We start from the raw sequence: 17,773 nt of genomic DNA on the forward strand, positions 1-17,773 counted from the left end.
GTGCCCCGAACGCCCACGGTGGCACATGACACTGCTCGCCGAACAGACGACCACGGCGGCCGCCGACACGCTCGAGGCCGCCGAGGTCGCCGTCCTCCCGACCGGGAGCACCGAACAGCACGGCCCGGCCCTACCGCTGGGCATGGACCACATGGCCGCGCAGGCGTTCGCCCGAACGGCCACCGACCGCGAGGACGCCGTCGTGCTCCCGACGGTACCGGTCGGCGTCTCCGTCCACCACCGCCAGTTCGACGGGACGCTCTTCGTAAGCGAGGAGACCTTCGAGCGCTACGTCCGGGAAACGCTCTCGAGCGTCGCCGAACACGGCGTCCAGAAGGCCGTCGTGGTCAACGGCCACGGCGGCAACTCGAGTGCACTGAACCGGGTCGCTCGTACCCTTCGGGACGAGGAAACGGCCTTCGCGCCGCCGTGGAACTGGTGGGATAGCGTGGGCGACCTCGCCGACGACCTCTTCGACGAGAACGGCGGCCACGCCGACGCGATGGAGTCGAGCGTCCTCTGGCACGTCCGCGAGGACCTGATTCGACCGGACCGACTCGAGGAGGCCGAATCGGGCGCCGGCGAGGGCTGGGGCGAGGCGGTCCACGGTGCGAACGTCGGCTTCGACACCATCGACTTCTCGGAGACCGGTGCGGTCGGGAAGCCGACCCAGGCCGACCCCGCGAAGGGCGAACGGCTGTTCGAGGCCGCCAGCGACGAACTCCACGCGCTGCTCGACTGGCTGGCGGCACGACCGCTCGAGGACTGCTGGCCCACGGGTCACGTATGAGTGGAAGCGGACTCGACGCGAAAAACGAGGGGGCGGAGACGATCTCCGAACACGAACTCGCCGTCGGCGCCGACGCGTTCGTCGACCGCGGCGCCGGCCTCGAGGTCGCCGTCGTCGGCGCCGGTGCCGTGGGCGCGACGGCCGCCTACGACCTCGCTCGCGAGGGCGCCGACGTCACGCTCTACGAGAAGGGGCAGGTCGCGGGCGGCTCGAGCGGCCGCGCCGCCGGCGTCTGTTACAACGCGTTTGCCGACGACCTCGACGCCGAAATCGGCGCGGCAGCGATCGAGCGCTTCCGATCGCTCTCGAGCGACGACACCTTCCCCTTCGTGGAGTGTCCGTACGTCTGGCTCGCCCGCGAGGGCGACGAGCGGCGAGCGGCACACATCCGGGAGGGGATCGAGGCGATGCAGTCTCGAGGGGTGGTGGCCCTCGAGGTCGACGCCGACGAACTCGCCGAGCGGTTCCCGCACCTGCGAACCGACGACGTCGCCGTCGCCGGCATCGCCGGGGCCGCGGGCTACACCGACCCGGCGCGGTACACGGCCTGCCTCGCCGCCGCGGCCAGCGGCGCGGGCGCGACCGTCGAGACGGACGCCCCGGTCGAGGTTCGCGTCGATCCGCCGCGCGTGGTTCGCGAGGGGACGGAGCGAGAACGAGAGTTCGACGCCGTCCTCGTCGCCGCCGGCGGACATACGAAGGCCGTCCTCGAAGCGGCGGGACTCCCCATCGCGATGAAACCCTATCGCGTCCAGGCGATGACGGCGACCGGGGACCTCCCAGAGCCGATGTGTTACGACGCGACGGACGGCTTCTACGCCCGACCGCATCCGGACGGCCTGCTCGCGGGCAACGGCACCGAGGAACGCGAGATCGATCCTGACGACTACGAGCGAGGAGCGAACCCCGGATTCGCCGACGAACTGTGCGAGCGCGTCGCCCACCGGTTCCCCGAGGCCGAACTGGGTGAGGCGGAGATCACCCGCGCCTGGGCCGGCGTCTGCACCGCGACGCCCGACGGGGACCCGCTCGTGGGCGAACGCCACGACGGCCTGTACGTGGCGACGGGGTTCCAGGGTCACGGCTTCATGCGCGCGCCGGCCATCGGCGCCAGAATCGCGGACGAGATCCTCGGTGGTGAGGGCATTCCGGCGTTCGACCCCACTCGGTTTACGGGAACCGAATCCTTCGACGTCGTCGAGGGAATGGCTATCGAGGACGAGCCACGGTAGCGGGTGTCCGGCCACGCACTCCGTTCGGGATTCGGACTCGAGGGCGGGCGGTTGGCGTCGCTCGAGACTCGATACCGATCGATTGTGCCGGAAAGAGACATTCGAGACCGAAAGCGAGAAAACGACCGCTGACAGCCCGGTTAATCGTCGACGACGACCTGCTCGGCGCCCGGCTTGAGATCCGACGGCGCCATGGCGTCGGGATTCCCCTCGAGAGCGTCGTCTTCGGCGGCCGCCGGGGCTTCCTCGGCCCCGTCGCTATCGATAGAGCCCTCCTTCGGAATCGTGATCTGCAGGGTTCCGACGTCGGTGAGCGTCGCGGTGCCGGCGTCGGGATTGACGAGCGCGTCGTCGGGCAGGGTCGTTTTGCCGTCGAGGGTCATCCCGCGACCGGGAAAGCGCATCTCGAAGCCGTCGTGATACGCTCGATAGCGCTCGACTCGTACCTTGACGGTGCCGTCGATGTACCGGACCTGCAGGTCTCCGGGTTCGGCGCCGGCGGCATCGAAGACGACGAGATACGACTCCTCGCTCTCGAGGACGTCGACGGGTAGCGAACGGTGCTCCTGAACGTGGCTGCGTGCGCGACCGACCTGTCGGTAAAGCGTGTCGCCGACGGTTTCGCGCAGCGATCTGAGACTCACTTGTTGTCACCTCGCGGGGAGTGGGACGGGCGGCCTGTACTGGTGGGAGGGCTCCCCTGTATACCGATACCACGTCCACCTTGTTATTCTTTTTGGATCTTCTAAATAAACGTCAGACGCTGTTCGACGCGTTGACGTGACCAGCGACTCCGAGAGGAATTATACTTCGATCTCCTCGAGACACTCGGTCCCCCCGCAGACCGGACACGAGAGGTCGCTCACGCCGTGGTCCTCCGGGACGTCGTAGGTGTAGTGGTTCTCGAACATGTCGAGGAAGCAGTCCTCGTCCGTGCACGCGATTTCCTTCGTCGGTGGCATACGCCAGGGTAGCGCGGGCAGCGGTATCAAAGCACGGTTCGCGGCACCGGAGGCGGTCGGGAGCCATCGCCGTCGTAGTGGGACACCTACGATGGTCGAGACGAACGCGACTCACGGACAGTCACGGTTTTACGCCTCGGGGCGCTACCTCGAGCCATGACCGACCCCGAAACGCTCGCGGTGACCGTCGTCGACGGCTACGTCGACGAACCGGCTCACTTCGGGGTCCCGCCGTACGTGTCGACGTACCCGCGCTACACGGCCGGGGCGCTCGTCGACGCCGGCGTTCCGCCCGAGCGAATCACCTACCACACGATCGACGGCCTGCGCGAGGTTCCCGACCGCTGGCGGGACGTCGACGAGGCCGACCTGTTGATCTACCTCGGCGGGATGACCGTCCCCGGCAAGTACGTCGGCGGAACGCCCGCCGAACCCGGCGAGGTCCGGAAACTGGCCTGGACGGCCGGCGGCACGAGCCTGATGGGTGGCCCCGTCAAGTTCGGCGTCGGCGACGCCAACGAGGGGGCGACCGAGACCGAGCGCCAGGACCTGGACTTCGACTTCGTCGCGAAGGGGGACGTCGAGGCCGCCGTCTACGACCTCCTCGAGAGCGGTCTCGAGGGCTTCAACAACCGGATGCGCGACGTCCCCGAAGCCACGCGGTGGGCCCGGAAAGGTGCGTTCATCGTCGAACAGCACCCGAACCATCCCGACTACCTCATCTGCGAACTCGAGACTTCACGTGGCTGTGCCTACCGGTGTTCGTTCTGCACGGAGCCGCTGTACGGCAACCCCTCGTTCCGGCCGCCCGAATCCGTGATCGACGAGGTCGACGCGCTCTCCGACTACGGCGTGAAACACTTCCGCCTCGGCCGCCAGGCCGACATCCTCGCTTACGGCGGCGACGGGGAGGCCCCGAACCCCGACGCCCTCCGGGAGCTCTACGGCGGGATTCGGGAAGTGGCCCCCGACCTCGAGACGCTCCACCTCGACAACATGAATCCGGTCACCATCGCGAACTGGCCCGAGGCCTCGCGGGAGGGAATCCGGATCATCGCCGAGCACAACACGCCCGGCGACACGGCCGCGTTCGGCCTCGAGTCCGCGGACCCGGTGGTCCAGGAGGCGAACAACCTCAACGTCACTGCCGAGGAGTGTCTCGAAGCGGTTCGCGTCGTCAACGAGGAAGGCGGCTGGCGACCCGGCGAGCAACCGGGGAGCGGTCCCTCGCTGCCGGCCGACCTCGAGGAGGAGCCGCCACGCCTCCCGAAACTCCTCCCCGGCATCAACCTGCTCCACGGCCTGCTCGAGGAACGCGAGGAGACCTACGACCACAACCTCGAGTTCCTCAGGCGGGTCTACGACGAGGGGCTAGTGCTCCGGCGAGTGAACATCAGGCAGGTGATGGCCTTCGACGGTACCGAGATGTCCGACACCGGGGCCTCCATCGCCAGAGAGCACAAGAAGCTGTTCAAGCGGTACAAGCGCGAGGTCCGCGAGACCGTCGACAACCCGATGCTCGAGCGCGTCGCACCGGCCGGTACCGTGCTATCGGACGTCCACCTCGAGTACCACCAGGACGGCCACACGTTCGGCCGCCAGCTGGGGACCTATCCCCTGCTGGTCGGGATTCCCGGCGAACGCCCGCTCGGGTCGACGATCGACGTGGCCGTCGTCGATCACGGCTACCGATCCGTCACGGGCGTCCCGTACCCGCTCGACCTCAACGCGGCGTCGATGGACGAATTGACGGCGATCCCCGGCGTCGGCGACCGCACCGCGGGTGACATCATCGTCGACCGACCCCACGAATCGATGCCCGACCTCGAGTCGACGGTCGACGTCTCGGTGTTCGCGACGCTCTCTCAGCCCTCCGCGCTGGACTGACGGCCAGCCCGAATCGGGAGCATTTCGGGCCGATCGAGTCCGTAATTGGGCGATATCGGTCGGTAGTACTATTACACATGCGATGCAGACTGAAATCGAGGGTCTACCTGTGGAAATATCTGAAAAACTCCTGTGTCTGTTTAGCACAGAAGTGTCGGAAGAGGACGACCGTTACGTCATCGAAATACCGCGTCAGGAGATCGATACGGGGGACGTCGAACCCGGGGAGGTGCTCCGCGTCGCGCTCATCTCGCGTGAACGCGCGGCCTCGAGCGTCGACACCGACGCTGGAACCGCGAGTGCCAGCGGGACCGGAACCGGAACCGGAACCGGGACCGGCGCCGACGGCTCGGGGACGGCGTCGTCACGGACGACCTCGCCATCGGAACCGCAGCCGCCGGTCGACGTCGGCGAAACCCGCTACGTCGAGATCGAAGACATCGGCAAGCAGGGCGACGGGATCGCTCGCGTCGAACGCGGGTACGTCATCATCGTCCCCGGTGCAGACGTTGGTGACCGCGTGAAGATAGAGGTCAGCGAGGTCAAGTCGAATTTCGCCGTCGGCGAGATTATCGAGGAGACGTTCTGACCGTTTTTCTCGAGATCACGTCCCCGATCTAGGTTCTGGTCGGCTACTAGCTATTGCCTACCAGCTGCCGGCTACCAGCTACCGGCTATCAGTTATCGGGTATCGGCTATCAGTTATCAGCGGCAAATGTCGACTCACATTGGCGAGCGATTGCCGACGAACTGCTGTCAGCGGATCGCACCCGGAATTGAGCGACAACCGTCCCACCGCGGTTCCGGTTACTCGTCCTCGAGTCGGCTCCCGTCTGGCCGTTTCGCCCCCTCCGAATCGTGGACGACGACCGTCTCGTCGCCACCTGCGGCCGCGGGCGAGTAATTCTCGACAACCGCGATCGCTTCCTCGAGTTCGCGAACGGCCCGAGTTTTCAGCGCACGAGCAAGGTCTTCGGCCTCGCCCCTCGAAATATCGCGGCCGAGCCCCTCGCACTCGTGCGCACGGACGATCCCGGACTCGTCGACGGCGTCGCCCATCGGCTGGCTGGTTCCCGCGAGTGCAACGCTGAACGGGTAGGTCCGGCAGATCAGCGGGCGATCCTCGTGGACGGTACAGGCGCCGACGCCGTCGTCTTCGGTGTAGAACGTGCAGTCCCCGCAGTCGTCGGTCTGGAGCGCCCACTCGAAGGTCTCGCCCTCGAGTCCGTCCGAGCCCTCGGTCAGGCCGTAGGGCATCGGTCGGGCGACGTCGCGCCAGTCGTAGCTGGTGTCCTCGCTCGAGGCGTCTTGGGATGCGTCGTTCGACTCACCGAGTTCGCGCACCTCGTCGGGAAACACCGTCGCGGTGTGCTCGTCCTCCCCGTGCCCTCGACAACACGCGCCACAGCGAGTGCACTCGAAGCCGATGGACTCGATGGCCGTCGCCAGGTCGTCGACCGACAGCGCACGGGCGCGCTCGAGTTCGTCCTCGAGTGACGTCGAGGGTGATTCGCTGCTCACGGATACGTGTCGTCGGTGGCGACAGCGGGGGATAAGTCACTCGTCACGGGCGCGCCTGCTCCCTGCCCCTCCCTCTCTGGCTCTTCCTGTCACATCGGTCCGCGCGCCATCCCAGGTCACCGCCCCCTCGACGGCGAGTTTCTCGAGGTGAGCCTCGACCGTCGCGCCAGCAAGATCCCGGACGCCATCGAGCGGTTTGTCGTACGCCGCGTCGAGAATCGCGTCGATAGTCCGGGCACCCCCGTCGACGGCCGCGAGGACGCGACGCTCGCGCTGCTTCCGGTGTTCGAGGAGGGCAGCAAGTCGTTCGCGTGGGTCCGCTACGGGCGGGCCGTGTCCCGGATAGAGTCGCGGAGGGCCTCGAGCGTAGAGCCGTCGAAGCGTACTCAGATACGCGCGCATGTCGCCCTCGGGGGCGCCGACGGCGACGCTTCCCTCGGTGACGGCGCAGTCGCCGACGAGCACCGCACCCGTTTTCCGCTCGACGAACGCGAGATGGTCCGGGGCGTGGCCGGGGGCGTCGAGAACCTGGAGGGAGCCGCCACCGACCTCGAGAACGTCCCCCGGGGAGAGGGTCGCGTCCGCTCGAACGCCCGTGGCGGCTTCGAATCGGAAGTCTCGACCGTAGCGCGCCCAGACCGTCGCCTCGAGCTCCGCGGCGTACGACGAGACGGCGCCGACGTGGTCGGGGTGGGTGTGGGTGACCACGACGTGGCCGACCCCGCGCTCGCGAACGATTCGGTCGAGGTCGGGCGTTCGACCGGCCGGATCGACGAGGATAGCCGGGTCCTCGCCGACGACGTAGGCGTTCGTGTGGCCGCCGGGTGCCCGCGTCGAGACCGGGATCGGGTGGCGCGTGATCGTCATCGGGTCACGGTTGGGACTCGGAGATGCTGAAAATGGCGGTGTCGGCGAGCGACACCGGGAGTATGGCAGGGTGCAGTTCGCAGTCGGTACGTAAGTGGAGTTCGCGATCAGTGCTGGAGGTAGTAGACCTGCTTGCGCGCGTCGCGGAAACTGTACCGCGAGTCCACCAGGTCGACTTCCTCGAGGCGGTTGAGCGCGTACCGGACGGTCCGGTCGGGCAGGAGCGATTCCTCGGCGAGTTGTCCCTGCGAGAGCGGGGAATCGGATTCGAGAACCTTCGCGACGAGTTTCGCACTCGGTGGCAGATCGCGGAGGCGGTCGCGGTATTCGGCCTCGGAGAGAACCTCCTCGGCGGCTACGGCATGGTCGTCAGCGGTACTCATGCTCATACCACACACGATCCGAGACGTACTGGTAAACCTTCCCTATATGGGGATACGAACAATTGAGATTATAATAGGTGTTTAAGGCACATACCTATCCGGCGCCCGAGGACCTTTTTCGCGGCGCCTCAAGACGAGCGTATGGACTCTATCCCAGCGGGATTTGCGGACCTCTTCGAACGGAAAACTGTCGCTCACCTCGCGACCGTCATGCCGGACGGCACGCCGCAGGTGACGCCGGTCTGGATCGACCGTGACGAAGACGGGTACGTCCTCGTGAACACGGCCCGAAATCGCCAGAAAGAGCGAAACGTTCGCCAGAACGAGAAGGTCGGCGTCTCGATTCCCGATCCCGAGGATCCGTACCGGTACCTCTCGATTCGCGGAGAAGTCGAGGAAGTCACGGCCGAGGGGGCAGTCGAGCACATCGACGAGTTGACCCGGCGGTACTTCGAGCGCGAGGAATACCCGCATCACGGCGAGGAAGCGGGTGAACGCGTTATTCTACGGATTCGACCCGATCGCGTGGTCGCGAACGGTGACTGACTCGAGACGCACTCGAGACACCCACTGCGATTTCAGAACCGTCCTGGTTCCCGGTAGGTGCCGATCGCGCCGTGACAGTCGGGACAGTGGACGATCAGGAGGTCGCCGGTTTCGTGACGGATGAGCGCCGAGGTCTCGACCGTTCGCTTGCAGTACGGGCAGGTGGGCATACTATGCAGTACGGTACCACGGCACAAAACTCGTTCTGTCGAACCGACTCCAGTATCGTTTTATCCTCCGGCCCGTGTAGGTTCGCTCAGTGTGAAAGGACAGGAATGGTACCAGGCCGACGACGTCGCCCAGGAGTACGACGAGAAACGATTCTCCCGCGGCGGGCAGCTAATCGACCGCCGGGAGAAAGCCGCGGTCCTCGACGCGCTCGGTCCGCTCGAGGATCAGGACGTACTCGAAATCGCCTGTGGTACCGGGCGATTCACGGTGATGCTGGCCCAGGAAGGGGCAAACGTCGTCGGGCTCGACATCTCCGCAGCGATGTTACAGCAGGGACGCCGAAAAGCGAAAGCCGCCGGCGTCTCGGGAACGCTCGAGTTTCTCCGCGGTGACGCGGGCCGGCTACCGTTCCCGGACGACCACTTCGATACCGTCGTCGCGATGCGCTTTTTCCACCTCGCGGACGACCCGGCGGCGTTCTTGAGCGAGATGAAACGCGTCTCCCGCGAACGAATCGTCTTCGACACGTTCAACCGATTCAGCACGCGAAGCGTCTACAACTGGGCGCTACCGATGGGATCGCGGCTGTACTCGAAGAGCGAAGTGAGCATCTTGCTGGCGAAAAACGGTCTCGAACTGGTCGACGTCGAGGACGACTTCCTCGTCCCCTACGGACTCTATCGCGCGATCCCGAATGCGTTCGCGTCACCGATCCGAGCGATCGACCGGGCAGTCGGTCGACTCCCGCTGAGCGACCACCTGATGTCGGTCTCGTACTGGAACGTCAGGCTCTGAGACGGCGCTCTCGCGTCATGTCGGCAGAACTGACTGTATCAACGCGAACCCGGTCTATTTTTAGTATCGGTGTCGTTTACACGTTCGTATGGACGCGACGCTCTCGGTGGTCGTCTCGACGCTGAACGACCGGGAGCGGTTGCTCTCGTGCCTGGACGCCCTCGACGACCGGCTCCCAGCCTCGAGCGAAGTGATCGTCGTCAACGGGCCGTCCTCGGACGGGACGACGGGGGCCGTCCGCGAGCGCGACGACGTCGACGTGCTCGTCGAGATTTCGGATCGCGCCCGCAACGTCTCGCGGAACGCAGGCCTCGAGGCGGCGACCGGCGACGTGGTCGTCTTCCTCACCGGCGAGTACGTCGTCGAACCCGGATGGTACGACGCCCTCGAGACAGCCATCACCGGTCACGCGGAGGTCGTTACGGGCCCGATCCGGGGGCAAACGGATCGCGGCCCGCGAGGGACCGACTCGACGTCGATCGTCGGCCGGTCGGTCACCCTCTTCGAGGGCGCCAACGTCGCGTTCGATCGGACGGTGCTCGAGGACCTCGACGGGTTCGACGAGTACGTGCCGACCGCGGGTGCCCAGGACTGCTCCCATCGACTCGCCGGACTGGGCTTCGACGTGACCTGGCTCCCCGAGATGGCGGTCCGAAGCGAGGTCGGAACCGACGGCGGCACGCCCGACCGGGACTGGGGCGATCGGTACCAGTCGCTCGGCTACCGACTGACCAAGAACTACGGGCCTAGGCCGACCGCACTCGGTCGCCTCGTCTGTCGAGCGATTGCCGACGCCGCGAGCGGCGCTCGCGCCATCTTTTCAGGCGAGGGGACGCCGACGAACTGGCTCGGGAACGGCGTCGACGTGCTCCAGGGATCGGCTCGCGGCCTCGTCGACGGGTTTCGAGCCCGCTACGACGATCGGACCCCGAGACGGAACCCGAACGGGGTCTCGACGCGCCACGATCGAGCCGTCCGCGTGTACGACCGTCGGTCCACCGACGGCGAGAATCCGGACGCCGCCCCGGAGTGACCGAGACGGGCGAGTACTGCGCGTACAGATACAGAGTGAGAATCCTTATACCCGACCGCTGAGAATCGCCGGACATGACGACTCTCGAGTCACCTGGCCCGACGGTCGGCGTCGTCGGCGGCGGGCAACTCGGCCGAATGCTCGCCGAGGCCGCCTCGCCGCTCGGCGTCGACGTGATCGTCCTCGATCCGACGCCAGACTGCCCAGCCGCGGGCGTCAGCCGCGACCAGCTCGTGGGGGACTTCGACGACGAGGCCCGCATTCAGGAGCTCGCCGAACGCGCCGACGTCCTCACCTTCGAGATCGAACTCGCCGACCAGGACGCCCTCGAGCGCGTCCGCGAGGAGACCGGCGTCCCCGTCCACCCCGATCCGGCGACGCTGCGGACGATTCACGACAAACTGGTCCAGAAGCGCGAACTCGAGGGCGCCGGAGTGCCGGTGCCGCCGTTTCGGGCGGTCGAGGACGCCGCCGACGTTCGCGAGGCCATCGACGACTACGGTGCCCCAGTGATGCTCAAGGCCCGAACCGGCGGGTACGACGGGCGCGGAAACGTCCCCGTCGAGTCGAAAGCCGACGCCGAAGCCGCCCTCGAGGCCGTGGCCGGGCCGGCGATGGTCGAGTCCTTCGTCGACTTCGAGCGCGAGATTTCGGTCATCGCGGCCAAGGGCTACGGCGAGACGGCAACGTTCCCCGTCGGGGAGAACGTCCACGAAGACGAGATTCTGCGAGAGACCGTCGTTCCCGCCCGCTCGAGCGACGCCGTGCTCGAACGCGCCCGCGAGGTCGCCGAGGACGTGCTCGAGGTGATGGAGGGGCGCGGAATATACGGAATCGAGTTGTTCGAAACCCGGGACGGGGAGATTCTACTGAACGAAATCGCCCCGCGTCCACACAATTCGGGTCACTGGACCATCGAGGGCGCCCGCACCTCGCAGTTCGAACAGCACGTACGGGCGGTCCTGGGGTGGCCTCTCGGTTCGACCGCCCTTCGGGTGCCGACGGTCTCGACGAACTTGCTCGCCGACGTCGAGGAGCCACGACCGGCCGCCCTCGAAAACGTCGAACGAATCCTCGAGGCGCCCGCCGCGAGCCTCCACTGGTACGGCAAGCGGGAGGCCCGGCCGCTCCGGAAGATGGGCCACGTCACGGTGACCGCCGACGGCGACGAGACGCGCGAGGATCAGACACGCGAGGAACTGCTCGAGCGCGCCCGCGGGCTTCGAGACGCGGTGGCGTTCGAAAGTCAGTGAACGCATCAGAACAGAAACACGACCAGAGACATCACACAGATGGCAGACACCGTATCCGACCTCATCGACCGACTGCACCGCGAAGCCGACCAGGACCGACCCACCGAGGAGACCCCCGACGTGGGCATCGTCATGGGTAGCGACTCCGACCTCGAGGTCATGCTGACCGGCGGTCGGCGACCCGGCGCCTACGACGCCCTCGTCGGCGAACTCGGCTTCGGTGAACAGACCGACTACGAGAACCCGCCCGAGGAGCGCTTCACCTTCGAGACCTACGTCACCTCCGCTCACCGCACGCCCGACCTGATGGCGGCCTACGCCGAGACGGCCGAGGACCGCGGCCTCGAGGTACTCATCGCCGGCGCGGGCGGGAAATCGGCGGACCTGCCGAACATGACGGCCTCCATCGCCTATCCCCTGCCCGTCATCGGCGTCCCCGTCCAGGAGAAGTCCGTCGACAGCGTCATCGGGATGCCGACGGGCGCCCCGCTCACGGCCGTCGACGCGGGCAAGTCGTTCAACGCGGCGCTGTCGGCCGCCCAGATTCTCGCCCGCCAGCACGACGAGATTCGCGAGCGGTTAGTGGCCTACCACGAGAACCTCCAGCTCAAGGTCGGCGCCGTCTCGAAGCGGCTCCATGACGGTGGTGTGACGACCTACCGCGAGGAGTAGCCGGCGACCGTCGCGTGGCCACTCGTCGGACCGGATTGAGGCCGCGCCTCGACACCGATAGGTGGCCTCGCGTCGAACCGGATCGAAGCCACACCTCGAGCGACGGCATACCGGCCGCATTCTGCCGTTTTTTCCCGCCTCGACGGCGACGACCGTTCGGGGCGGCTGACTCTCACTCGAGCGATCCGTTCGCAAGGGGCTCCAGCGGGTCGAAATCGGGCGAAAAACAAAGAATCAACCCTTATATGGGTGCGTTTCCAACCCCCGAACGTTACGGAGATGAACGATTGGATAGCTATCGGGGCGCTGGCGCTCGTGGGGCTACTGATTCCGCTCAGCATGATGGCGGCATCGTACCTCTTGCGGCCGACCGTCCCCGAGACGAGCAAACGTGCCACCTACGAGAGTGGCGAGGTGCCGACCGGCGGGACGCGCATTCGGTTCAACATCCAGTACTACATGGTTGCGATGCTTTTCCTCGTTTTCGACATCGAGACCGTCCTGTTGTTCCCCTGGGCAGTCACCTACGCCGATGCGCTCGGAGCCGAGGAGTACGGACTCGCGTCCACACTGGGTCCGATGTTGCTCTTCGTCGCCATCCTCGTCGTCGGACTCGCGTGGGCCTGGCGCAACGGTGCCGTACAGTGGGCGAAATCGCCCCAGCAGGTCGAATCCGAGGTCGATCGACCATGAGTAACCAACCAACCCAACAAATTTACGAGAGTACCGCTCCCTCGACAGCGGACCGCGACGCCCGCATGGGTGCCGGCGTCGACGCCAGGATGAACTCGAAGCTGCGGGAGGCGTTCGGAGCCTCGCCGTTCATCCTCACCAAGTTCGACCAGTTCATGAACTGGGTCCGTGGGTCGTCGATGTTCATGCTGCAGTTCGGCATCGCCTGCTGCAGCATCGAGATGATTCACACGTACGCGATCAAACACGACCTCGATCGATTCGGGGCCGGCGTCCCCCGCGCGTCGCCGCGACAGGCCGACGTCATGATCGTTCCCGGGACCATCGTCTCGAAGTTCGGACCGCGCATGAAGCGTGTCTACGACCAGATGCCCGAACCCAAGTTCGTCGTCGGCATGGGCTCGTGTACGATCTCCGGCGGTCCGTTCCAGGAAGGGTACAACGTCGTGAAGGGTGCCGAGGAGATCATCCCGGTCGACATCCACGTTCCGGGCTGTCCACCACGGCCAGAGGCGCTCATCTACGGCGTCGCCAAACTCCAGGAGCGCATCGCCAACGGCGAGTCCTCGCCGGTCGTCGTCAAACCCTACGAACTCGAGGAGTTCGGCGACCTCCCACGGGACGAACTCGTTCAGAAACTGGCAGCCGAAATCGACGAGGAAGACCTCGTCATGCGGTACAACTGGGGTGACTCGCCATGAGTACTGAACTCGAACCCCGAGGGGGGCTCGAGGTCTCCGAGGACGAACTCGAGGCACTGATCGGCGACCGCGCGCTCGCGCGAGACGATCACATGAACGCGCCCGGCTTCGTTATTCGGCCGGACGCCGTCCAGGACGTGCTCTTCGACCTCCGCGACGAGGCCGGCTTCGACTACCTCTCCTGCGTGACGGCCCAGCAGTACGCGGACCGTTACGAGTCTATCTACCACCTCAAGAAGTACGACGACCCGACCCAGGAGGTCAGCGTCGTCGTCCCGACGTCGACTGACGACCCCGTCAGCCAGACGGCCGAACCCGTCTTCCGGGCGGCCGACTGGGCCGAACGCGAGAACTTCGACCTCGTCGGCATCGATTACGAAGGCCACCCGGACCCGCGACGGATTCTCCTGCCCGAGACCTGGCAAGGACACCCGCTTTCGAACGACTACAACCAGGAGAAACCGCAAGTCGTGACGCTGTCGGAACACGCCAACCCGCTCCAGCCCGACCACCACGATTCGGACACGGACACGATGTTCCTGAACGTCGGGCCCCACCACCCGGCGACCCACGGCGTGTTGCACGTCAAGACCGTCCTCGACGGCGAGACGGTCGTCGACGTCGACCCGGACATCGGCTACCTCCACCGCTGTGAGGAGCAGATGTGCCAGCAGGGCACCTACCGCCACCAGATCATGCCCTATCCCGACCGCTGGGACTACGTCTCGGCCGGCCTGCTCAACGAGTGGGCCTACGCCCGGGCCGTCGAGGACCTCGCGGACATCGAGGTCCCCGAGTACGCCCAGGTCATCCGGACGATGGGCGCAGAACTGTGCCGGATCGCCGCGCACATGCTGGCGCTCGGTACCTTCGCGCTGGACGTCTTCGGCGACTTCACCGCCGTCTTCCAGTACGCGTTCCGCGACCGCGAGGTCGTCCAGGACATCTTAGAGGACCTCACGGGCCAGCGGCTCATGTTCAACTACTTCCGCCTGGGCGGCGTCGCCTGGGACCTGCCCGAACCCCGCGAGGAGTTCTTCGAGAAGACGCGGGACTTCCTCGACGACCTCCCCCAGAAGGTCGCAGAGTACGAGGACCTGATCGTCACCAACGAAATCTTCCAGATCCGGTGTGTCGACACCGGCATCCTCGAGCCGGAGGTCGCCAAATCCTACGGCGCGACCGGCCCGACCGCTCGCGGCTCCGGGGTCGACATCGACCTCCGGCGGGACGACCCCTACGGCTACTACGAGAACCTCGAGTGGAACGTCATCACCGAAGACGGGATGGACAACTACTCGCGCGTGCTCGTGCGCATGCAGGAAGTCGAAGAGAGCGCGAAGATCATCGAGCAGTGTGTCGACTTGCTCGAGGACTGGCCCGAGGACGACCGGGAGATCCAGAGTAACGTCCCCCGGACGCTCAAGCCGCCGGCGGACACGGAAGTTTACCGCGGTGTCGAAGCAGCCAAGGGCGAACTCGGCATCTACATCCGTTCGGACGGAACGGACAAGCCCGGCCGCTTCAAGATCCGCAGTCCGTGTTTCCACAACCTCTCGGCACTACCCGAGATGACCCGCGGCGAGTACATCCCGGACCTGATCGCCTCGCTCGGGAGCCTCGACATCGTGCTCGGGGAGGTGGATCGATGACCGCGGCAGGTCTGTCCCCGCTCCAGAGCGACAGCGGCCCCTTGCTCCCCGAACGCCTCGGGGACCTGACCGGGCTCAACAACCTCGGATTCGGCGGCGAACTGATCGCGACGTTACTCGCGGCAGCCTTCGTCGGCACGTTCATGTTGACGATGACCGCCGTCGCCGGTCCGTGGGCGAAACGGAAGATCACGGCCGCGTTCACCGACCGAATCGCGGTCAACCGAATCGGTCCGTTCGGCCTGTTGATCATCGTCGCCGACGCCGTTCGCCTGCTCTCGAAGGAACTCATCATCCCCGAGAACGCCGACCGCCCGGCGTACGACCTCGCGCCGATCGTCATCGCCGCGTCCGCATTGCTCGGATTCGCCGTCATCCCGATGGGATCCGGCATCCACCTCGCGGACCCCGAGGTCGGACTGGCGTACGTCTTCGCCGTCGCCGGCATCGCTAGCGTCGGCCTCGTGATGGCCGGCTACGCCTCCGCGAACAAGTACTCGATGCTCGGCGGCCTGCGCGCGGTCGCCCAGAACGTCGCCTACGAGATCCCGCTCGTCGTCACGGGGATGTCCGTCGTCATCTTCGCCGGCACCCTGCAGATGAGTGAAATCGTGGCCGCACAGGCCGAGACGCTGATCAGCCTCGGCGGCCTCGACATTCCGATGTGGTACGCGTTCGTCAACCCGTTCGCGTTCGTCCTCTTCCTCGTGGCGAACGTGGCGGAGGTCGGCCGTAACCCGTTCGACACGCCCGAGGCGCCGACCGAACTCGTTGCTGGCTACCAGACCGAGTACTCGAGCGTCTACTTCGTCCTGATCTACCTCGGGGAGTTCATCCACATTTTCCTCGGCGGGGCGATCATCGCGACGATCTTCCTCGGTGGCCCGGCCGGCCCGGTACTTCCGGGTATCGTCTGGTTCACCATCAAGATCTGGGGCGTCTTCCTGTTCACCCAGTGGCTCCGCTCGGCGCTTCCGCGCGTCAGAATCGATCAGCTCATCGAGATCGGCTGGAAGGGGATGCTCGTGCTCGCCTTCGCCAACCTGGTGTTCACGGCGATCATCGTGGGTCTCCTCGAGACCGATCTCGCCCTCGCGATGGTGGTATTCCCATGATCGGACTCCTCAAATCCATGGCCACGACGATGAAACACGCACTGGACGGCAACACCTTCACGGTGGAGTACCCCGAGACGACACCGGACGTCTCGCCGCGGTTCCGCGGCGTCCACAAGTTCAGCCAGGAGCGCTGTATCTGGTGTCGCCAGTGTGAGAACGTCTGTCCGAACGACACGATCCAGATCGTCACGGACGCCCAACGAAACGGCGAACAGTACAACCTCCACATCGGCCAGTGCGTCTACTGCCGACTCTGTGAGGAGGTCTGTCCCGTCGACGCCATCTTGCTCACCCAGAACTTCGAGTTCACGGGCGACACGAAACACGACCTCGTCTACAACAAAGAGCAGCTGAAGGCCGTTCCGTGGTACAAGGACATCGATCCGCTCGAGTCCCGGGAACCCGACCGCGGCGGCTGGATCGGCGAGGGCGAAGGAGAGGTCGACTACCAGTAACACCAGTTAGAGACCAGCCCATCTCGAAATCTACAAAGGGCATACAACACCAGACAACACCAATGACATACGAGCTGATCGCGTTCGCACTGTTCGCGTTCGTCACGCTGGGCAGTGCAGTTGGCGTCGTGCTCATGCAGGATCCGTGGCATTCGGCGCTCCTGCTGGGCGTGTCGCTGACGAGCGTCGCGGTCTACTACGTGATGTTGGCGGCGGAGTTCGTCGCCATGATGCAGATTCTCGTCTACGTGGGCGGGGTTCTCATCCTCATTACGTTCGCCGTGATGCTCACGCAGGCGGAGAAGGAATCGGAACCGGACGAGGAGGTGCCGCGGGCATGACGACGGGCCCGAAGCTCCGACTCGGAACGAGCCTGGTACCCGGCGTGCTCGCCGTGGTACTCTTCGCGATGATGGCGCTGATCACGTGGAACGCCGGCCTCGGCAACATGGTCGGCTTCCCCGAGGGCGTGTCGATCACCGCCGAGATCGGCTACGCGATGTTCGATTACACGGCGCTGCAGTCGGGCGAGATGGGAATGGGCAACACCGAGCCGTTCCTCTTCTCGTTCCTGCTGATCGCCGTCGTCCTCGACGCCGCCCTCGACGCCTCGCTCGTGCTCGCAAAGCGCGAAGAGGCTGGCGAACCCGTCACCGCGCTCTCGACGCAGAGTCAGCCGGCGGACTCGAGCCGGAGTGGGAGCGCCGAAGCCGCCACCGACGGAGGTGAGGACCGGTGACCGTCGCGGTCACGTCCTACGTCCTGCTGGCGATGGCCCTGTTCTGTATCGGGCTGTTCGGCGTCCTGACGCGTCGCAACGCACTGATGTTCCTGATGTCCGTCGAGTTGATGCTGAACGCGGCCAACGTCAATCTGATCGCGTTCTCGTCCTATCACGGCAATCTCACGGGGCAGGTGTTCGCCCTGTTTACGATGGCGCTGGCGGCTGCAGAGGTCGCCGTCGGCCTCGGGATCATCCTGGTGCTGTATCGAAACTTCCGTGACGTCGACGTCACGGTTCCGTCGGCAATGAGGTGGTAAT

23 protein-coding genes are annotated in these 17,773 nt (G+C 65.8%); 17 read left to right on the plus strand and 6 right to left on the minus strand.

Going from position 1 to position 17,773, the window contains the following annotated elements:
* Nucleotides 1–25: 25 nt before the first annotated feature.
* Together J1N60_RS17315 and J1N60_RS17320 are read left to right on the plus strand one after the other, a co-directional pair.
* A complete protein-coding gene (locus tag J1N60_RS17315; protein WP_312909197.1) occupies nucleotides 26–790 on the plus strand; it encodes a creatininase family protein in 765 nt (254 codons plus the stop codon).
* The gene (locus tag J1N60_RS17320; protein ID WP_312909198.1) at nucleotides 787–2,022 is read left to right on the plus strand and encodes an NAD(P)/FAD-dependent oxidoreductase; all 1,236 of its coding nucleotides are present in this window, start codon (nucleotides 787–789) and stop codon (nucleotides 2,020–2,022) included. The genes J1N60_RS17315 and J1N60_RS17320 overlap by 4 nt, the downstream gene beginning before the upstream one ends.
* A 140-nt stretch (nucleotides 2,023–2,162) precedes the next feature.
* Here the strand turns inward: J1N60_RS17320 and J1N60_RS17325 are convergent, their stop codons facing one another.
* Nucleotides 2,163–2,666 (minus strand): Hsp20/alpha crystallin family protein, encoded by a 504-nt coding sequence (locus J1N60_RS17325; RefSeq protein WP_312909199.1) that lies wholly within the window; start codon nucleotides 2,664–2,666, stop codon nucleotides 2,163–2,165.
* Nucleotides 2,667–2,825: 159 nt separating this feature from the next.
* Nucleotides 2,826–2,984, minus strand: coding sequence for a DUF7559 family protein (locus J1N60_RS17330; protein ID WP_312909200.1), 159 nt, complete (start codon nucleotides 2,982–2,984; stop codon nucleotides 2,826–2,828).
* A gap of 156 nt (nucleotides 2,985–3,140) precedes the next feature.
* On the opposite strand from J1N60_RS17330, the gene J1N60_RS17335 reads away from it, so the two are divergent.
* The gene (locus J1N60_RS17335; protein WP_312909201.1) at nucleotides 3,141–4,871 is read left to right on the plus strand and encodes a radical SAM protein; all 1,731 of its coding nucleotides are present in this window, start codon (nucleotides 3,141–3,143) and stop codon (nucleotides 4,869–4,871) included.
* Nucleotides 4,872–4,980: 109 nt separating this feature from the next.
* On the plus strand, nucleotides 4,981–5,460 hold the full coding sequence (locus J1N60_RS17340; protein ID WP_312909202.1) for a TRAM domain-containing protein: 480 nt from the start codon (nucleotides 4,981–4,983) through the stop codon (nucleotides 5,458–5,460).
* Nucleotides 5,461–5,678: 218 nt separating this feature from the next.
* Here the strand turns inward: J1N60_RS17340 and J1N60_RS17345 are convergent, their stop codons facing one another.
* The 3 genes from J1N60_RS17345 to J1N60_RS17355 all read right to left on the minus strand — a co-directional run bounded on the left by J1N60_RS17345 (nucleotide 5,679) and on the right by J1N60_RS17355 (nucleotide 7,648).
* Nucleotides 5,679–6,392, minus strand: a complete 714-nt coding sequence (locus tag J1N60_RS17345; RefSeq protein ID WP_312909203.1) for a YkgJ family cysteine cluster protein — start codon at nucleotides 6,390–6,392, stop codon at nucleotides 5,679–5,681.
* Between the two features lie 36 nt (nucleotides 6,393–6,428).
* A complete protein-coding gene (locus J1N60_RS17350; protein ID WP_312909204.1) occupies nucleotides 6,429–7,259 on the minus strand; it encodes an MBL fold metallo-hydrolase in 831 nt (276 codons plus the stop codon).
* Nucleotides 7,260–7,366: 107 nt separating this feature from the next.
* Nucleotides 7,367–7,648 (minus strand): MarR family transcriptional regulator, encoded by a 282-nt coding sequence (locus tag J1N60_RS17355; RefSeq protein ID WP_312909205.1) that lies wholly within the window; start codon nucleotides 7,646–7,648, stop codon nucleotides 7,367–7,369.
* A gap of 135 nt (nucleotides 7,649–7,783) precedes the next feature.
* Here J1N60_RS17355 and J1N60_RS17360 point away from each other — a divergent pair, with 135 nt between their 5' ends.
* Nucleotides 7,784–8,188: a PPOX class F420-dependent oxidoreductase gene (locus J1N60_RS17360; RefSeq protein WP_312909206.1), complete on the plus strand. Its 405-nt coding sequence runs from the start codon at nucleotides 7,784–7,786 to the stop codon at nucleotides 8,186–8,188.
* 32 nt (nucleotides 8,189–8,220) lie between these two features.
* Here J1N60_RS17360 and J1N60_RS17365 read toward each other — a convergent pair whose 3' ends face one another.
* Nucleotides 8,221–8,358, minus strand: coding sequence for a hypothetical protein (locus J1N60_RS17365; RefSeq protein ID WP_312909207.1), 138 nt, complete (start codon nucleotides 8,356–8,358; stop codon nucleotides 8,221–8,223).
* Between the two features lie 91 nt (nucleotides 8,359–8,449).
* Between J1N60_RS17365 and J1N60_RS17370 the strand changes: the two genes are divergently transcribed.
* From J1N60_RS17370 to nuoK, 12 genes are all read left to right on the plus strand, one after another.
* A complete protein-coding gene (locus tag J1N60_RS17370) occupies nucleotides 8,450–9,154 on the plus strand; it encodes a class I SAM-dependent methyltransferase (protein ID WP_312909208.1) in 705 nt (234 codons plus the stop codon).
* An 88-nt stretch (nucleotides 9,155–9,242) separates the two neighbouring features.
* Entirely contained in the window at nucleotides 9,243–10,187 is a 945-nt protein-coding gene (locus J1N60_RS17375; RefSeq protein ID WP_312909209.1) for a glycosyltransferase family 2 protein, read from the plus strand.
* Nucleotides 10,188–10,261: 74 nt separating this feature from the next.
* The gene (locus J1N60_RS17380) at nucleotides 10,262–11,440 is read left to right on the plus strand and encodes a 5-(carboxyamino)imidazole ribonucleotide synthase (RefSeq protein ID WP_312909210.1); all 1,179 of its coding nucleotides are present in this window, start codon (nucleotides 10,262–10,264) and stop codon (nucleotides 11,438–11,440) included.
* A gap of 39 nt (nucleotides 11,441–11,479) precedes the next feature.
* A complete protein-coding gene (locus J1N60_RS17385; RefSeq protein ID WP_312909211.1) occupies nucleotides 11,480–12,112 on the plus strand; it encodes an AIR carboxylase family protein in 633 nt (210 codons plus the stop codon).
* 279 nt (nucleotides 12,113–12,391) lie between these two features.
* Nucleotides 12,392–12,805, plus strand: coding sequence for an NADH-quinone oxidoreductase subunit A (locus tag J1N60_RS17390; RefSeq protein WP_312909212.1), 414 nt, complete (start codon nucleotides 12,392–12,394; stop codon nucleotides 12,803–12,805).
* The gene (locus tag J1N60_RS17395) at nucleotides 12,802–13,506 is read left to right on the plus strand and encodes an NADH-quinone oxidoreductase subunit B (RefSeq protein WP_312909213.1); all 705 of its coding nucleotides are present in this window, start codon (nucleotides 12,802–12,804) and stop codon (nucleotides 13,504–13,506) included. Before J1N60_RS17390 ends, J1N60_RS17395 begins: the two co-directional genes overlap by 4 nt.
* Entirely contained in the window at nucleotides 13,503–15,158 is a 1,656-nt protein-coding gene (locus tag J1N60_RS17400) for an NADH-quinone oxidoreductase subunit D (protein WP_312909214.1), read from the plus strand. Before J1N60_RS17395 ends, J1N60_RS17400 begins: the two co-directional genes overlap by 4 nt.
* A complete protein-coding gene (locus J1N60_RS17405; protein WP_312909215.1) occupies nucleotides 15,155–16,273 on the plus strand; it encodes a complex I subunit 1/NuoH family protein in 1,119 nt (372 codons plus the stop codon). The genes J1N60_RS17400 and J1N60_RS17405 overlap by 4 nt, the downstream gene beginning before the upstream one ends.
* Nucleotides 16,270–16,731 (plus strand): NuoI/complex I 23 kDa subunit family protein, encoded by a 462-nt coding sequence (locus J1N60_RS17410; protein WP_253437332.1) that lies wholly within the window; start codon nucleotides 16,270–16,272, stop codon nucleotides 16,729–16,731. Before J1N60_RS17405 ends, J1N60_RS17410 begins: the two co-directional genes overlap by 4 nt.
* 62 nt (nucleotides 16,732–16,793) lie before the next feature.
* On the plus strand, nucleotides 16,794–17,072 hold the full coding sequence (locus tag J1N60_RS17415; RefSeq protein ID WP_312909216.1) for an NADH-quinone oxidoreductase subunit J: 279 nt from the start codon (nucleotides 16,794–16,796) through the stop codon (nucleotides 17,070–17,072).
* Nucleotides 17,069–17,470, plus strand: a complete 402-nt coding sequence (locus tag J1N60_RS17420) for a hypothetical protein (RefSeq protein WP_312909217.1) — start codon at nucleotides 17,069–17,071, stop codon at nucleotides 17,468–17,470. The genes J1N60_RS17415 and J1N60_RS17420 overlap by 4 nt, the downstream gene beginning before the upstream one ends.
* Nucleotides 17,467–17,772, plus strand: a complete 306-nt coding sequence (gene nuoK / locus J1N60_RS17425; protein ID WP_312909218.1) for an NADH-quinone oxidoreductase subunit NuoK — start codon at nucleotides 17,467–17,469, stop codon at nucleotides 17,770–17,772. The genes J1N60_RS17420 and nuoK overlap by 4 nt, the downstream gene beginning before the upstream one ends.
* Nucleotide 17,773: the final 1 nt, after the last annotated feature.

Origin of the sequence: Natronosalvus caseinilyticus (genome assembly GCF_017357105.1) — an archaeon.
Lineage (GTDB): Archaea > Halobacteriota > Halobacteria > Halobacteriales > Natrialbaceae > Natronosalvus > Natronosalvus caseinilyticus.

Bases quoted from the DNA above. Each gene is read 5' to 3' on its own strand.
- J1N60_RS17315 (WP_312909197.1), top strand. From the start codon at position 26: ATGACACTGCTCGCCGAACAGACGACCACGGCGGCCGCCGACACGCTC.
- J1N60_RS17320 (WP_312909198.1), top strand. From the start codon at position 787: ATGAGTGGAAGCGGACTCGACGCGAAAAACGAGGGGGCGGAGACGATC.
- J1N60_RS17330 (WP_312909200.1), bottom strand. From the start codon at position 2,984: ATGCCACCGACGAAGGAAATCGCGTGCACGGACGAGGACTGCTTCCTC.
- J1N60_RS17335 (WP_312909201.1), top strand. From the start codon at position 3,141: ATGACCGACCCCGAAACGCTCGCGGTGACCGTCGTCGACGGCTACGTC.
- J1N60_RS17350 (WP_312909204.1), bottom strand. From the start codon at position 7,259: ATGACGATCACGCGCCACCCGATCCCGGTCTCGACGCGGGCACCCGGC.
- J1N60_RS17355 (WP_312909205.1), bottom strand. From the start codon at position 7,648: ATGAGCATGAGTACCGCTGACGACCATGCCGTAGCCGCCGAGGAGGTT.
- J1N60_RS17360 (WP_312909206.1), top strand. From the start codon at position 7,784: ATGGACTCTATCCCAGCGGGATTTGCGGACCTCTTCGAACGGAAAACT.
- J1N60_RS17365 (WP_312909207.1), bottom strand. From the start codon at position 8,358: ATGCCCACCTGCCCGTACTGCAAGCGAACGGTCGAGACCTCGGCGCTC.
- J1N60_RS17375 (WP_312909209.1), top strand. From the start codon at position 9,243: ATGGACGCGACGCTCTCGGTGGTCGTCTCGACGCTGAACGACCGGGAG.
- J1N60_RS17380 (WP_312909210.1), top strand. From the start codon at position 10,262: ATGACGACTCTCGAGTCACCTGGCCCGACGGTCGGCGTCGTCGGCGGC.
- J1N60_RS17385 (WP_312909211.1), top strand. From the start codon at position 11,480: ATGGCAGACACCGTATCCGACCTCATCGACCGACTGCACCGCGAAGCC.
- J1N60_RS17390 (WP_312909212.1), top strand. From the start codon at position 12,392: ATGAACGATTGGATAGCTATCGGGGCGCTGGCGCTCGTGGGGCTACTG.
- J1N60_RS17395 (WP_312909213.1), top strand. From the start codon at position 12,802: ATGAGTAACCAACCAACCCAACAAATTTACGAGAGTACCGCTCCCTCG.
- J1N60_RS17400 (WP_312909214.1), top strand. From the start codon at position 13,503: ATGAGTACTGAACTCGAACCCCGAGGGGGGCTCGAGGTCTCCGAGGAC.
- J1N60_RS17405 (WP_312909215.1), top strand. From the start codon at position 15,155: ATGACCGCGGCAGGTCTGTCCCCGCTCCAGAGCGACAGCGGCCCCTTG.
- J1N60_RS17410 (WP_253437332.1), top strand. From the start codon at position 16,270: ATGATCGGACTCCTCAAATCCATGGCCACGACGATGAAACACGCACTG.
- J1N60_RS17415 (WP_312909216.1), top strand. From the start codon at position 16,794: ATGACATACGAGCTGATCGCGTTCGCACTGTTCGCGTTCGTCACGCTG.
- J1N60_RS17420 (WP_312909217.1), top strand. From the start codon at position 17,069: ATGACGACGGGCCCGAAGCTCCGACTCGGAACGAGCCTGGTACCCGGC.